Annotated in this window: 15 protein-coding genes; 4 read left to right on the forward strand and 11 right to left on the reverse strand. The window is 50.2% G+C overall.

From position 1 onward, the window contains the following. Nucleotides 1–36: 36 nt before the first annotated feature. From AC50Y3_RS24220 to AC50Y3_RS24235, 4 genes are all read left to right on the forward strand, one after another. Entirely contained in the window at nucleotides 37–972 is a 936-nt protein-coding gene (locus AC50Y3_RS24220) for a helix-turn-helix transcriptional regulator (RefSeq protein WP_494821489.1), read from the forward strand. Then, on the forward strand, nucleotides 969–1,970 hold the full coding sequence (locus tag AC50Y3_RS24225) for a cysteine peptidase family C39 domain-containing protein (RefSeq protein ID WP_494821296.1): 1,002 nt from the start codon (nucleotides 969–971) through the stop codon (nucleotides 1,968–1,970). The genes AC50Y3_RS24220 and AC50Y3_RS24225 overlap by 4 nt, the downstream gene beginning before the upstream one ends. A gap of 24 nt (nucleotides 1,971–1,994) precedes the next feature. Next, nucleotides 1,995–2,993 (forward strand): hypothetical protein, encoded by a 999-nt coding sequence (locus tag AC50Y3_RS24230; RefSeq protein WP_494821297.1) that lies wholly within the window; start codon nucleotides 1,995–1,997, stop codon nucleotides 2,991–2,993. A 102-nt stretch (nucleotides 2,994–3,095) separates the two neighbouring features. Continuing rightward, entirely contained in the window at nucleotides 3,096–3,317 is a 222-nt protein-coding gene (locus AC50Y3_RS24235; RefSeq protein ID WP_494821298.1) for a hypothetical protein, read from the forward strand. Between the two features lie 50 nt (nucleotides 3,318–3,367). On the opposite strand, the gene infC is transcribed toward AC50Y3_RS24235, so the two are convergent. The 11 genes from infC to AC50Y3_RS24290 all read right to left on the reverse strand — a co-directional run bounded on the left by infC (nucleotide 3,368) and on the right by AC50Y3_RS24290 (nucleotide 14,860). Beyond that, a complete protein-coding gene (gene infC / locus AC50Y3_RS24240) occupies nucleotides 3,368–3,853 on the reverse strand; it encodes a translation initiation factor IF-3 (protein WP_494821299.1) in 486 nt (161 codons plus the stop codon). A 22-nt stretch (nucleotides 3,854–3,875) separates the two neighbouring features. After that, complete coding sequence (locus tag AC50Y3_RS24245) at nucleotides 3,876–4,286, reverse strand: GtrA family protein (RefSeq protein WP_494821300.1); 411 nt, start codon at nucleotides 4,284–4,286, stop codon at nucleotides 3,876–3,878. Continuing rightward, nucleotides 4,283–5,272, reverse strand: a complete 990-nt coding sequence (locus tag AC50Y3_RS24250; protein ID WP_494821301.1) for a glycosyltransferase family 2 protein — start codon at nucleotides 5,270–5,272, stop codon at nucleotides 4,283–4,285. The genes AC50Y3_RS24245 and AC50Y3_RS24250 overlap by 4 nt, the downstream gene beginning before the upstream one ends. Next, nucleotides 5,259–6,890, reverse strand: a complete 1,632-nt coding sequence (locus tag AC50Y3_RS24255) for an ArnT family glycosyltransferase (RefSeq protein WP_494821302.1) — start codon at nucleotides 6,888–6,890, stop codon at nucleotides 5,259–5,261. Before AC50Y3_RS24255 ends, AC50Y3_RS24250 begins: the two co-directional genes overlap by 14 nt. A 38-nt stretch (nucleotides 6,891–6,928) precedes the next feature. Beyond that, complete coding sequence (locus AC50Y3_RS24260; RefSeq protein WP_494821303.1) at nucleotides 6,929–8,974, reverse strand: cyclic di-GMP-binding domain-containing protein, MshE-related; 2,046 nt, start codon at nucleotides 8,972–8,974, stop codon at nucleotides 6,929–6,931. Between the two features lie 22 nt (nucleotides 8,975–8,996). Then, nucleotides 8,997–10,358 (reverse strand): sugar phosphate nucleotidyltransferase, encoded by a 1,362-nt coding sequence (locus AC50Y3_RS24265; protein WP_494821304.1) that lies wholly within the window; start codon nucleotides 10,356–10,358, stop codon nucleotides 8,997–8,999. Nucleotides 10,359–10,606: 248 nt separating this feature from the next. Next, nucleotides 10,607–11,935 carry a translocation protein TolB gene (locus AC50Y3_RS24270; protein WP_494821305.1) on the reverse strand — a complete coding sequence of 443 codons (1,329 nt, stop codon included), beginning with the start codon at nucleotides 11,933–11,935 and terminating at the stop codon, nucleotides 10,607–10,609. A gap of 132 nt (nucleotides 11,936–12,067) precedes the next feature. After that, nucleotides 12,068–12,949 carry an NAD-dependent epimerase/dehydratase family protein gene (locus tag AC50Y3_RS24275; protein WP_494821306.1) on the reverse strand — a complete coding sequence of 294 codons (882 nt, stop codon included), beginning with the start codon at nucleotides 12,947–12,949 and terminating at the stop codon, nucleotides 12,068–12,070. 122 nt (nucleotides 12,950–13,071) lie between these two features. Further along, on the reverse strand, nucleotides 13,072–13,359 hold the full coding sequence (locus AC50Y3_RS24280) for a late competence development ComFB family protein (protein ID WP_494821307.1): 288 nt from the start codon (nucleotides 13,357–13,359) through the stop codon (nucleotides 13,072–13,074). Nucleotides 13,360–13,479: 120 nt separating this feature from the next. After that, nucleotides 13,480–13,650: a hypothetical protein gene (locus AC50Y3_RS24285; protein WP_494821308.1), complete on the reverse strand. Its 171-nt coding sequence runs from the start codon at nucleotides 13,648–13,650 to the stop codon at nucleotides 13,480–13,482. Nucleotides 13,651–14,134: 484 nt separating this feature from the next. Beyond that, complete coding sequence (locus AC50Y3_RS24290; protein WP_494821309.1) at nucleotides 14,135–14,860, reverse strand: YwaF family protein; 726 nt, start codon at nucleotides 14,858–14,860, stop codon at nucleotides 14,135–14,137. Nucleotides 14,861–15,289 lie beyond the last annotated feature (429 nt).

Below are 15,289 nucleotides of genomic sequence, written 5' to 3' on the forward strand. Positions count from 1 at the left end.
AACGTTCGATTTAAAGGAGGGTACGACTTGAGCAACATGCACCGAATCAGGTGGTTCGATAGTCAGATCAGAGAGGGCAAGTACCCGAGCAGCACACAGCTGGCTCAGCAATTCGAAATCTCGAAGCGCCAGGCGCAGCGCGATATCGAGTATTTGACCTACTCGCTCTCAGCCCCCTTGCTTTATGTCGCTAAATACCGCGGATATTGCTACGAGAATAAAACATACGCGCTTCCCTTGCTCTATATGACCGACGAGGAGAAGAAGGTGTTAAAATATTTAGCCTACCGCTATCGTCAGTACAATTACGATAATGCAGCATCGGTAAATCGTGTCGCGCATTTGCTTGACCGCTTCTCAGAGGAGGAAGCGGAGTCCGAAGCACTGGTTCAGCGGCTCCCCATCTTTGAAACCAATCCGCAGCTCATTCACGCCTTTGAACGGCTTACCTATGCGATCTCGCAGCATTTCATCGTACGGGTCACCTATCGGGATGAATCCGGGCTGCAGCAGTTGTCCTTACGCCCGCTCAAACTAGTGAGTCAATACAATAGCGACTATATGATTGCCTATTGCGAACAAGCTGACAAGCAGCGCTTATTACGGCTCGATGGCATCAGCAGTGTGGATGTATCCTCTACGAGGTTCGAGCCCATGGATGCAGAAACGCTGGAATGGGGTGCCGGCGGTTCCACGGCGGCAGGCTCGCCGCAGCGCAAGCCTTACACAGCCCAAGTAAAGCTGGCGCAGCCCATCGCAACGGATTCCTGGCACGGATATCGTATACGCTCCTCCACGCCTGATCAGGCGTTATATACAGTGGAATTTCATGAAATTGAATCCTTCCTGCATCATTTGATGGTGTCCCCTTGGGAGGCACTGTTCGCACCGCGATGGCTTCGAGACCAGCTCGATGCGCTTTGCAGACGAACACTGGAACGGTTAGGAGAAGGAGGCGCAGCGACAACATGACGCGCGTATTGCTGGATGACATCACCATGAAAAGGCAATCCAAGTCGTACATCGACAGCCTGTATGCCATATTATCGGCGGCGAAACGATTTGAAGGCCCTAAGTATAAGCTTGCCGGTCTCACCGGAATGGCTTTCAAATTCACGGTCCATGAGCGGCTGCTGCCCCTATCGGTATCCGCATATGGGCAATGGGGTGACGAACACTCCCCAGCCATCCGAAATCTCGGTCTGTATACGGTTTGGGACGCAGGACGCACCCGCCACCCTACCTTCTCTTACTACCAACAAGATGCTGTCAAATGGGTTAAACAATCGCTTGATGACGGGCTCGGGGTCATCTACTGGATTCCGGAGTTTGGCGTTATCTGCGGTTACGACGATGAGGATGCCGTTTTTTACGTCCAAGACGGACATTCCTCCGACTATCAAATCGTGCTGTACGATAATCTCGGCTTAAACTTCACCGGCTTCTGGTATTGTCAGATTGTCGGTGAACGGATGGAGCCCCCGCTCGCTGATATGGTACTGGAATCGCTGCGGCTCGCCATTCACGACTGGGATACCCCATACAAAACATTGCCGAATACCGATATCGCCTCCGGCAAACTCGCTTATACTTTCCTGCGGAATGGACTGCAAAGCGGAGATTACGATGAGGGCGGCGCCGTGTACATCATGGATGACTATATGTACACCCGTGAAGAAATTGCCTCTTATCTGCGAGATGTCTCGGGGGCGTTTAACGGACTGGAGAAGGCCGCTTCCGCTTACGAGGAGCTGCTTCTGCTGCTTCCTCGCATGAAGACGTGCATCAAGGAGAATGGCACAGTAGGCAGGCAAATTGACCCTTTAAGCCGAGATGCGTTGTGCGAGCTGCTGCATCATGCTGAGGAGCTTGAGGAGCGAGCAGTCACGGTATTCCGGATGATTTCGGAGCGTTATCCGGATTTGAGTCGATCAACAATTCGCAGATGGGGCGTTGCCACGCCGCGTTAATTAAGGGAGGAGGTGTCCCTGCTCATGGCACCGATAAGACTAGTAAGTTTACAGCTCACTTTGCAATCCCATTCGTATATCGATGCGATGCACGCTGTTCTCGTCCATCAAAGTTTCTTCACGCAATCCAAATCGATGCTGGCAGGTATGACCTCGTTGGGCTTTCGTTTTACTGTCCATCGCAGGCTGGCCGCACCCTCCACTACAGCTTACAATTGGCTGGCGGAGCATTTTCTGGCTGCCGATTTCATTGGCATGACCAGCGCGCAGCACGCGGGTTTCAACTTCGATCATGCCTTCCCTTTATATCGGAAGCACGCGCTTCGGGCTATTAAAGAGTCCCTTGACCGCGGCGCCGGTGCGATCTTCTGGAAGGATGCATTCGTCATCGCCGCCGGATACGACGATGCTTCGCAGGTTCTTCTGTATTCGGACGGTTCGGAAGCAGATGAGGCGCTTCATCAGCTGCCCTATGCGGATTTCGGACGCAGCGGCGACTCCCCTTACTGGTACTATCAACGCATCGAAAATCACATCGCGCTTGATCCGCATGAGGTGTACCGGGAGTCGCTCATGCAAGCGATTCACTACTGGGAATCGCATGATGCGCTGCTCCCGGCAAGCGAATACGCCTGCGGTGAGCAGGCCTACATCGCGCTGATCGAGCTGCTGGAGCATGGTGAATACGATCCAGCCGAGGCGCTGGCGGTGATTCGCACATATACCGCAGCTAAGCATGATATCGCCGAGTATACAATCGCGCTCGGGCTTATCTGGCCCGGCTGCCAGCCGATCGCAGCATGTTACGCTAAGGTGAGCGAGATGTGGGGTCAGCTGTTGGAGGAAATGAGCGCCGCATCCGGCAATGGTTACGCTGATAAGGATTGCGATACTGCTTATGCCGGCCGACTGACCTCTCTGCTTAGGGAAGCCAAAGGTCACGAGAAAGAAGCCATTACACGGATCAAGCAGTTCATGCGGGAAACGGTCCATAACCGATTCCATGATATTGCGCTGCGATAATTGGAACTTGTTGCTTATTTTGGTTGTAACCTGACATCGCGGGGCAAAATAGGAGTGAATTGTGACAGACACGAATACTCCAAGCAAAGGTGGGCCTAAGCAATGCGTAACCGAGAGCAGTACCAAGACAGAGAAGCATACAACGAAACCTCTAATACGGCGGCGGGCATCAATACGCCGCTAGACCATCAGGACACCAGCCCTCTGGACATGATTAGCCATGCGATTGAAGAAATCGTCGACAACGTCCAGCATGCCTTTGACGGCGCGGATAATGATGAAGAGCAGCGCTACTCCAATCACGCAGACGGACACTCGTTCTAGTGCCAAACAACAAAGGGGCATCCGCCAACTATACGGATGCCCCTTTATTATTACAACGGCAGTACGCGTACCGCGGCCTGTTTGCCGCTTAGCTGAATGCCCGTTTCCTTCTTCCCGCTTCCGGATAGGTCCTTCAGCAGCTGTTCAAGCAGCTCCTTCGCCTTAGGTCCTTCCTTCCCTTGGATACGAACGACAAGATCAACGGCATTGCCGGAAGCCAGCAGCTTCTCGCACTGGCGCAGCTTCGTGTCGTAATCATGCTCTTCGATATGCGGCGTCAGCCGGATTTCCTTCGCTTTAAGCGGCTGATCCTTCTTCCGCTCCTCGCGCTTCACTGCCGATGCGTTCTGCTTGGCTGCCCCCCTGCTAATCAGCATGCAAGGCGGCGGGCTGCTCATCAGAGACGTGCAGACCAAGTCAACCTTATACTCTCTTGCAAGCGCCAGCGCTTCCTCACGGGAGACAACGCCAAGCGACTCGCCATTTAACCCCGTTAACAGCACCTCGGATGCTTTTATTTGCTCATTCACGATCATGCCATAACCGCCCTTTCTTTTTCTAGTGGGTTCTCTCCGACGATAAAGCCGTCGTTTCGCCGCTGCGGAACGTCCAATAATAATTCAGGACAAAGTTAAACAAAGGAATGACGACCGTGACCAGCAGCTGGCCGACGGTATACCGTAAGTGCAATCCTTCAACCGCGACATACATGATGCCGGTATTTAACATTAACCCGCTTACGGACACAACCGTATACTTGACTATCGCGCGTAATCCGGAAGGCGCGGAGGAGAACGTCCAATTTTGATTCAAATAATAAGATACCGCCAATACAACAATAAAGCCGATTGCCGATGCCAGCACGGGATGGAAGTGAAGGCGTTCGACCAATGCGATGAGCGAAATAAAGTGAAGAGCCGTTCCGATAATGCCAACAACACCGTACTTGATCATGATCTTAAGTTTCATGTTTCCTCAATGCTTGCGGCCGCTTCCGCATGATATTCAAACTTGTCCCCCGCGGCTGTTCCATGGGCAGCTTCCCTTATGAAATAGCGAGGTCTGCCCTTAACTTCCTGATAGATCGAAGCCACGTACTCTCCTATTATACCAAGCGAGATTAGGATGAGACTACCCGTAAAGAGAAGGAGCAGGATGACCGTCGTAAATCCGCTTACGGCCGTGCCCATGAAATAACGAACCAACGTTTGAATACCCAGGAGGACGGAACCAACCAAGAAGATCACACCAAATAAGTTTACAACCCGTAACGGGATGGATGAGAACGCAACAATTGCTTGTACCGCGAGTTTAATGAGGTTAAATAGGCTCCACTGGCTGTCCCCGCCGACGCGCTCCGGCACCTCGAAGGGAATTTGCGCGCGTTCAAAACCGACCCACGCCGTCATCCCTCGGAAGAACAGGTTTCGCTCAGGCATAAGCTTCCACGCATCTACGATCCTGCGATCGAGCAGTTTGAAATCGGAGGCTCCGCGCAAGTCCATGCCGGATAATCGATTCAATAAGCTGTAAAAGAGCGATGCGCCAAGCGCTTTATCGAATCGTTCTTTGCCGCGGCTTACTTTGACGCATTCGACGATTTGTTTGCCTTCATGCCTCCATAGATGGATCATCTGGGATAGCAGGCTCGGGGGGTGTTGCATATCAGAGTCCATAATAATGACGGCTCTTCCCTTCGCCTGATCCAAGCCGGCGCAAAGCGCATATTCTTTGCCAAAATTGCGGCTGAGCCTATAGGAATACAGCTCAGGCATTTGCTGACCGAGAGATGACAGCTTGCTCCACGTCTCGTCCCGGGAGCCGTCATCAATGACGATGATTTCGAAAGAGGATGTCGTCTTCTGCAATTGTTCCGCGACGGTTCGAAGCGAACCGGCGATATGAACCGCTTCGTTATAGACGGGGATCACGACCGAAATTTCAATGTCCTTCAATTGTTTGTTCCCCCTTTACCACCTTATATAATCGCCATTCATAACGATGCATCGGATCTTCAAAGCTTTTATAGAACGTGGCAAACTCACTGCCATGCTCAAATAAGTTCGGATAGGTCTTATTAATCGTGCTGTACACAGGCAAACGCGGAATTAATATATAATCGATCCCATTTCCCTTCGGATCAGAAACGGCATCTCTAAAGTCATAATCGCTCGTAATCATGAATCGTTTCGGATATTTACTGTTCACGATGATCATGAACGATGCGGCGCTATCGGTTAGAATCGTATCGTTCTGCAGATTCTCGTCCAGCCATTTGGCTACCGAACGATCCAATTGGATGCTTTTAATATGCCGGCCCTGCTTGTACGTCAGGAATGTATTCTCATCCGGCGCAATGAGCGGATTCGTCAAGGCATAAGTGAGCAAACCAACCGTCACGACAAGGCTGCTCAGCATAACCGCGCAATTTCGGAAGTTTATTTTCACCTTGCTTAACTCATAGGGCAACCAAGCTACCGTTATCGGATACACGTACATGAAGTAACGGAACCATGCGAAGGAAGACGAGTTTAACAGCAACAGAAACTGCAATGCGGGAATGGAACAAAACACGAGAATGAGAACCGCGATATCCCACTTGAAAAGCCGCTTGTTCATCACCCTAAGGATAATAACGCCGATAAGAGGGGCCGAGAACCACGCTGTTTTCTTGATGCAGAGCCACAGCGCAAGCAATGGACTGTTGAATATTTTCTCAAAGTTAGCGTCTGCCTTTAGCGAATCGGATTGCGCGACATTCGAATATTCCGAGTTCAAGAAATAAAGCGGATTGTGCATGATCGTATAGTTAAAGAAAATCCAGATGAGACCCGAGAATACGACCGGAAGAAGAAGAAGGATCCAAGTCGCCTCGATATGATGGTACTTCCGTTTGAATCGAAGCTTCCTTGATTCCTCTTGGCCCGTTTGGCCGAAAATAAACCAGATCACGACGAATACCGCGCACGCCATCGCAAACCCTACCGGTACCGCTTCATACCTCGTCCAGAAGGCGAGAGCCAAAGCAAAGCCCGCTTTCACCAGACTGGTCGAGTCCCTCCGTTCCATCCAATCCGTAAACTGAATCATGGCGTAGAGCAGGAAAAATAAATAAGGAGAATCGCTTAAGCCATTTACGCCGAACAAGAAGATAAACGGGTTCAGCGAGTACAGGATCACGATGCTCAGCGTTAACCACTTCGGCAAGCCGAAGCGGATTCCCGTCTTGTATAACAACATGGACGCGAGTCCCGAGAAGATGCTGCTGACAACGACCGCGGCAAGCGCGTGGGACGCTAAAGCAGGGAACACGGGATAGAGCAGTAGAACGACAAGATCCAATAAACTCGGCAACGGGGTCCAGACGAACCCGATCGCGCCTAAATGGGGATCCCGGCTATACAGGACATAAAACGCATTCGCGACGCGGCTGACCGAATCGGAATGCATGTACCCTTGCGTATAGCTGATATAGAAACCTACCGCGAACGCGGTCAGGCTGACGAATAAGAACAAAATCCAAGCTAGCAGCCTGTCCGCCCTACTTTGCTGCTGTGGAGATGAATGAATCATTATGGTTTGCGAGCCTCCATCTGTAAGGTAAGCAGCGGCTATGCACCGATCTTTTCACTTGCGCTCGCAGGTGCATGCCCATGCGTTGTTTTCTCCCAATAAAAAGGATTGGTAATGAGTTGAATGCCCGCTTTGACTGCCGCGATACTAATCAGTATCCAATAAATCGGCGTGAGCAGCGTGTATTTGACGTTACCAAACGAGAATACCGAGTTGTTCTTGTTTTGCAGCTGCTCGGTAATGCGATAGATGCCCATCGTATTGCTGTAGACAAAGAGGAAGTTCCCGCAGAACAGCTCAACGGCGGCGAAGTAATAAATCGGACCCGGGAAGAACAACGAAATCGCGTCCACCTTCCCCAAGTACCAAACCACGAGCATCACCCAGAAAATAGGATTCAACAACGGAAGCATCGGTGTCGCCAAGATCATGACTTGGAATCCGATAAATCCTTTGGTGCCGATTTCTCTCCATAGCTTGATCGGGTTTCGCATATGCACAAGCCATGTTTGCATATATCCCTTGATCCATCTGGAGCGTTGACGAATCCAGTTCCCTAGCCGGCTGTTGGCTTCTTCCCACGTATGAGAATCGACGATAGCCGTCTTGTAGCCCGCCTTGTAAAGCCGTACCCCCAAATCCGCGTCCTCGGTCACGTTATACGGATCCCAGGCATTCAACTTTTTAAGCACGCTCATCTTAAAGTGATTCGAGGTCCCTCCGAGAGGAATCGGAATGTCCAATTGCATGACACCCGGCAGCAATAATTCGAACCACATGCTGTATTCGTGCGTAAACCATCTGGTTAAAATGTTTTGCTCGCTGTTGAAATAGTTCAGCTTCGCCTGAATACAGCAGCAATTCTCCGGTTCTTGCATGAAAGCCAGATGGACTTTCTTGAGCTGATCGGGGTCGGGTCTATCTTCCGCATCGTAGATGACCACGTATTCTCCGTATGCCCGAATCAGCCCGTAGTTACAGGCTTTCGGTTTAGTTTTGGGAAGGCTGTGCGGTACGACAAGAACCGTATAATAGGCCGGTAAATTCATCGCTTTCAGCATTTCCTGTGCTTCCGTATCGTCTTCCTCAATAAGCAGTCTTACGTCGAGTTTGGCTTTGGGGTAATCCAAGCCCTCGATATTCTGAAGCAATTGAGGAATGACGGCGCTCTCCTTGTACATAGGCACTAATATCGTGTAGACCGGAAGCGTTCGTTCATCGATCTCATCGATCTGCTGCGGAGTAAAACGAAGCTGAGAAGATTGCTTCATGCCGAACAAGATAATAGTGTATTTGAAAACGGACATGCCGATATAGGCGATTTGAATAATGATGTTCACAATGATTAACGTCCAAAGCCAATTCCATAGTAACCCGCCGAGCAAAACCGCAACGGTAATGCCGAACATGAGCCATTGGGAAGACATAATCGTAATGTGTGCTGAATTCTCGGGCTGCGCGAGCATGAGCTTCGTCGTGCTTTCATCCATGAGCTCCTGCTCATAGGCAGCCTTCCAGAAGAACTCCATTTCTTCGCGGGTAGCCAAGACTTGTTCTACCGCTTGTCCGAGGTGCTGTTCGAGCTCGACTAGCTGTTCTGCCGTTAGAATCGAACCAACAGCTACTAACAGTCGGTTCTTATCGTTATTAATAATAATGGCGTTAAAGGCTCTGGCCGTCGATTCGGGCAGCTTCAACTCTTGTTCGATCGAGAATTCGCTCCCAATGCGCCCTACTTGATTCTGTGTCGCGATGGCTCTGTACAGCCGATCCGGCTCAATGTAACGCAAAGACAACAGAATATCGCCCAGCACGCCGCCGCTTTTTTGCTGGAAAGCAAGAGCATTGCTCAGTTGTTCCTGCGTAATTTCACCTGTCTGCACGAGCATTTCGCCAAGCCGCCCTTTGGAAGCGACCTTCTTTGTTGCCAATTGAATGTTCTCGCGATCAACATGGAATAACTCCGCAATAATATCGCCGATCCGACCGCCGAATTTGGCTTGGTAGTCAACGGCCTCCTGCAATTGGGCTTCTGTTATTAAGCCTTCCTTCAGGAGGGCATCACCGATTCTTACAACCTGCATGCTTGCGGTCATCCTTTCCTTGCTACTTTCGTTCTTCCCAATCGTAGTCATGCCGGCATATATCGGAGTCGCTTATATGCTCACCGATTTGAACCTCAATAAAGTTAACAGGCTCTATGGCTTTAATGGCATGTTTCGAACCGGCTTGAATATGGATGACATCTCCGGCTTTCGCCTGAAATCTCCGGTCGTCTACCAGAACCTCCGCCGTTCCGCTGATGAAGGTCCATATTTCATCTCGAAACTCGTGCTCGTGATAACTCATAAGTTTACCTGCCCAAATATGAACGCGTTTCGTCACGACTTGACGGTTTGGTTGCTGATTTTCCTGGTCGATGATGCGATACCAGCCATATTCGGTTTCTTCGTACATAGGACGCGTGGAAATGGACTGTACCAGATCCTTTACCTTTGGACTGGCCTCCCGGTCAATCACCAGGATTCCGTCCGGACTTGCGGCAACGATCGCATCCGATATGCCCATCACGACGACCGGAATTTGTAATTCGTTAATAATATAGGTGTTCACGCTATCGTCGCTAATGATGCCCTTCCCATTCAAATGATGAGGCATCGTATCGGTCCACTCGTCCCATGTGCCCAAGTCGTTCCATTTCCCATCATACGGATACACGAGAATATTCCGTTCCCGTTCTACAACCTGATAGTCGAAGCTGATCGACGGCAGGGTAGGATATTGGCGCTCGAGACGCTCATAATCGACCGGCCACGATTCCGCCTTAATCAAGTCCAGGACATACTGCAATCGATAAGCAAAAACGCCGCAATTCCAAAGTGCTCCTTGATTAATTAACGCGGATGCTTCCTCCGTGGAGGGCTTTTCTACAAATCTATCAATTTGAAGCAGCGTGGATTGTTCGTGCATGGTGCTCGCGAGAATGTAACCGAATTTCTCGGATGGGTGCGTTGGCTTTAACCCCATTAATCCAAGATTACCCACCGTGCCTTCAAATTGAATAGCTAGCTGCTTAATCGAGGCGAAAAAATCGTCATCCGCATCGACGTCGACGGGCATAACCACAATCACTTCGTCGGCACTGACCTTCAATTTGCTGCTTAGGAAGCTGGATGCCAGGCAAATAGCGGGATATGTATCCCTTCGGCTCGGCTCAAGAACAAGGGGAACCTCTTCCCCGATTTGAGCTTGAATGATTTCCTGCTGATCTTTACTGGCAGCTATGACTGTATATTCGGCAAGGCCATGTTCCTCCAGCTTTGCCCAAACGCGCTGAATCATCGAGGTTTGAACATCTTCCGAGGGATCTTGGGCAGCCATAACCCTCATAAATTGCTTCGAGCGGTAATCATTAGACAGGGGCCACAATCTTTTTCCTGACCCCCCGGATAAAAGGATGATTCGCATATGGTTCTCCTCTATTGGTAAGAAAATCTGATGGAGTTATAGGACTTAAGTAACACACACACTTCTACTATAATGGTAGATACCCGAAATTCATTCATTTAGTTTCTTCCAAGTTCTATTTAAATTGTGGTAAGAATGTTATTTCTTTTGCTTTAAGGAAGATGTACGCAAACTTAGATTGGACATAGAAAATAGCCTCAAAGTCAAAAGCATTGATTTCGAGGCTATTTCGAGCGTATTTAATTACACTATTTACTAAAAAATTTCAGTACTGAATTCCAATTCCATTGCTCATAGTAATTAGTACCGATATCGATGTTCGCGATCCACTGCGCGGCCTTCTTCTCCCCTTGACCGGCAGGCGCCAGAAGCACATTGGCCATGCTGCGATTCGATCTTACCCAGCTAAGTCCGTTCGTTCCAAGCGAAACCGGACCATAATCCCCGTAGCCCTCTGCGCTCTTCGTGATCTGTTTCTGCTGTCCCCCATCCAATTTCACGTTCACCAGGTTCGGAAAAGGTCGGTTCCCCGAGCTGTCCGGTCCTTCGCTCGCCTTCGCCCGCGAAACGACGATGTCCACCGGACTTCGCCAGGTGAAATCCTGATCGACAAAACCTGCCGGCGTAAAATCATTCCTCAGCTGAATCTCCGGAACGTTCGTCACGCGCAGCTGTTTATTCGACGAGGCTTCTCGGCCAATTCCGCCGATATAAGCCAGCGCCTCGTCTTGTGGCGACCATTGTATCCAATTGGCGTGGTTCACCATCTGATCGACCGGCTTGAATACGGAACCGTCGGCCGCCAGCACACACAATGTGTTGCTATCTGCCGATAGGGAAGCGGTAGGAATAGCAAGGAACGCCATCCATTTGCCGCTGGCTGACCACTTGAACACGCTTGTTCCCACTACAGGCAATTCGTTCAACTGTGAAGGCAGCACATACAGCTCCTTCGTTTGAACGGAGTCGGCCCCGGGCTGCATCGTAAGCTGCATAATGCGCACAGGCGTCTGGCCGTTAAACTCCGCTTGTGTCGATGCCACAAACCCGTCACCACTCGGCAGCCAAGCATAGTTGCTGATGTTCCCAATCGACGAGCTCACCTCTACCGGTTTCGCAGCTTCCTGCTGGTCAACGACATAAAGCCGCTGCTGTTCCTCGAAAGCGAGCAATAGCCGATTCGGCGACCATTTATAATTGCGCCCGCCGTTCGCGGAAATCAAATGCTTCGATCCTGTCGATATCTCCAGCATCCACAGCTCATTCGATTGCTCCCCGGCCGCATATGCAAGCCATTGTCCGTCATAAGACCACTTCGGCGAAATGACATGCTCTGCTTGCGTGAGCTGTTTCTCATTGCCGTCTACTTTCACCCACAATGCGCCTCCGCGTACAAACGCAGCCATCAGCGGCGGTTTCACCTGATCTTGCCCCTGCTCCTGCGCTGGAGCTGGCTCTGCCTGCGCGACCGTCCCATTCATCCCGATCAGCGTAACACCTATAACAACCGTAAGCAGAGCAGCTATTAGTCCATTCCAAGTCACTCGGCCCGTATGTGTAAATCGACTCTTCTTCATATACCCTCCATCTGTTCCTCATTTTCCGAAGTAGTATGGACTGTTTTTCCAATAAATATGAGCGATAACCTCCCCTGCATAAATAGAAAAGCTGCCGAGCATCGCATTTCTGCGACACTCGGCAGCTCAATTTTATTTCTTTTCCCGTGCTATACGCTCAATCAGCGGCGGCATCCAATCGTTAAGCTCGCGGAACTTGTAGCCGGCCGCTTCCGCCTTGGCCGTATCCATGTACCACGGCTCCGGCACGCCAAACGGCGAGCTATGCTGCTCATCGGTTTCCAGCGCCACGTAAGCTTGCTGACCCGTCGCCTTCTCGATCCAGGCCACAATGCCGCCCGGCGAAATCTCCCCGCGAGAGCATGCGTTGAACGGGCCGGTCTCCGTATTGCGGCCCAGCCAGTCCAGAAACGCGGCCGCTTCATCCGCATCGATGAAAGACATCACCGCGTCGGCATTCGGAATGCCAAGCGGCAGCCCCTGCTGCACATGCTCCACATGGAAGTGCAGCCGCCTTGTGTAATCATCGTCTCCGAGCACAATCGGGAAACGAACTGCGGCGACGGGGAACGAAGCCTTTTGGAAGAAGACCGCTTCAACTAACCGCTTGCCTTCCCCATAGTTGATCTCCGATGGATAGGGCTGTGGAATCGGATACGTCAACGAATCAAAGTACGACTCCGATTTACGCGGCTCCCCGAACGGATAGACGCTAAGCGTCGAGGTCACAATATATTTACCGATGCGACCTTCGAATAGCTTAACCGCCTCCTCAGCCTCTCCGGGCTTATAGCAGATGTTGTCATACACGACATCGTAACGAGCTTCTCCAATCGCGGACGCCAGCGCCTCCGCATTCGTCCGATCAACCAGCAGATGCTGCACACGATCTCCGAATGGATGTTCCTGCGCTCCCCGGGTTACGATCGTAACCTGATCGCCCGCTTCCAACAGACGTTCCACCAGCTTCTTGCCAAAAAAACGCGTACCGCCCAATACCAGCACTTGACGCATAACTCCCACTCCTTCTATAGCCGTATGTCTCTATCTTGCCATATTTTACTGCTGCTTCGCAAAAAGCCGCGCTATAATCATAGAAAACCACCCGCTCATAAAACGAACGGATGGTTGGCATCTCACTTATGATTCGGTTTTAATTCAATCACTTTGATGGCTTCCGTAATTTCACGCAATACATCGGACTGCTGCTGCGGGTTCAAATAGTGCGCTTTAATATAAGCCTCTCCTTCTTGAGAAGAGGTGTAATGAGTAGGAAGATGATTGAGTGATAAGAGTAAAATATCCAGCTTGCATCGGTCACAGCCACATTTGAGGATTCCTGTCTTCACATAATGCTCCTCCAACACAGCCGCCACAATAGGTTCCATGACATTCAATACAGGCAAACTCCCGGAATAATTCATTCGCACGCTCCCATGCTAGTCTTTGACATCCATTATACTGGATTTTGTTTCCTAGCACAGCGGAATTTTATACGAATCTCTATATGGCAGATAGATAGATTTTGCTAACGATCACAGCAATTAGGTAGAAGCCACCATTAGTTCCTGCTTGAGGAACGCGATAAATCGTTTCGCTTCTTCAAGCGATAGCTTCTCGCCAAATTGCGTAAATTGGAATTTCTCTGCGATCTCATTGTCTGACAGATGAAGTTGATTAACAAGGGACTGTACTTCTTTACTGATTGGCGTCATCTAATCCTCTCCCTCTATGGATACCTAACCCGATCATAGCAGTAGAGTTTCAGATAACTGTTAGATTTGTATAAGCGAATTATTAGGTTTGAAAAAGCACTCACAAGAAAAAGCTAACCTGAAATTGCGCCTTGCGGCTTGCAGCTTCCGGGTCAGTTTATTGACTTGGATGCTAAACATCGATCCCCCAACTCATGCACGCTAACGAATCCTAGTGGTCTTATTTCAACAAAATAATAGGATTTATAATTCTAACGAATCCTACAGAAGCTATTCGGGGTATATTGGCCCAATTTCGGTCCATTTTGCCACAATAGTGCTTCTACGATTCGTTAGCGTTATTTACTCGCTAATTTCGTGCAATAAGACCTTCAGGATTCGTTAGCGTGAACTCATGGCCATAACGGGCCCTTTCGCAACCTCAGGGTTAGCCGTTTCTTGTTTGCATCCACCTCGCAGTCGCAGGGCTTTTCAGGTGGGTGCCCTATTCCTTCCTTCTCCACCGAACAAACGGCAGATACATCAGCGTGAATATAAGCAGCGCAATGAGCTCCTCCACGGCCAAATAGTAGGGATACGGCCCCAATAAATCGAGCAAAGAAGCGCCTTCCGGCTTGTGCCGCAGGAACATATAGTTGGCGTCTAACAAGTAATCCGTACCTCCCACAACAACGAGGAGAACATTTAGGAAAATCATCGTGATTCCGATCGATTTCCAAGTAGGCCGGTAGTTTTCAATCCAGGTCATATACAGCGCCGCGAGAATAATCGCGATGTGCACAACGAAGAAGTGAAAGAACCGGAAATGCGGGAACGGATAATCCAGATCCGGAGTCAGCATAGCTTGCAGCGCACCGCCGATTCCGGCGAAGAAGACAATCTGGTACAAGAGGCGGCTTCGCGTGATTAACATAATGATTGCAAGCAATTGCGATATACTGCATAACTCGAGCGGCAGTGTATATTGGACATCCCATAACCCTTGGTCGGCATACCAGAAATAGAGGATCACCTGAGGGACGATCAGCCCTACCAGAATAACGAAATGGATGATCGTTTTAGCTGATGCGTGCAGCCTGATTTTTGACTTGAACCCGAACATGAGAAGAGCCAGTACCACCATAATCGCGAGCACCGCCATGTGCGAGCTGGAGTAAGCGATGAAATGTTCTGTCGTATGACGCGAGAAAAATGAAGCTATGTCGCCCATCCCCCTTTGAAGTTAACTGACACTCATGGATATAATTGGCTATACCGGGTGCTAACTCCTTCATAAACGGCGCGCGGGGGTTCGACTTTTGGTTTGCGTGGCCGGTGCGGTGGGAACATCGTAGTGTTTTCCGACTCATCTTCGGACTCTCGCCCTGCGTAGGCAACGAAACTGAGGTACTTTCAGCGCTGAGAGTCGCATTTCTGAACTCTCGGCGCCATTCAGCGACCATTTGGATGCTGAGAGTTCAATTTTCGAACTCTCAGCATACGTATGCGGTGAAACTCAGGTACTTTCAGGGCTGAGAGTCTCATTTTCGAACTCTCGGCGCCATTCAGCATCCACAGAGGCGCTATCGCGGTACTTTCAGTTAAGCGTCGCACTCCCTTCTGCAAACAGCAAAAAGGCCACCGACACATAAGATCGGCA

This window comes from Paenibacillus sp. J22R98 (assembly GCF_059383835.1).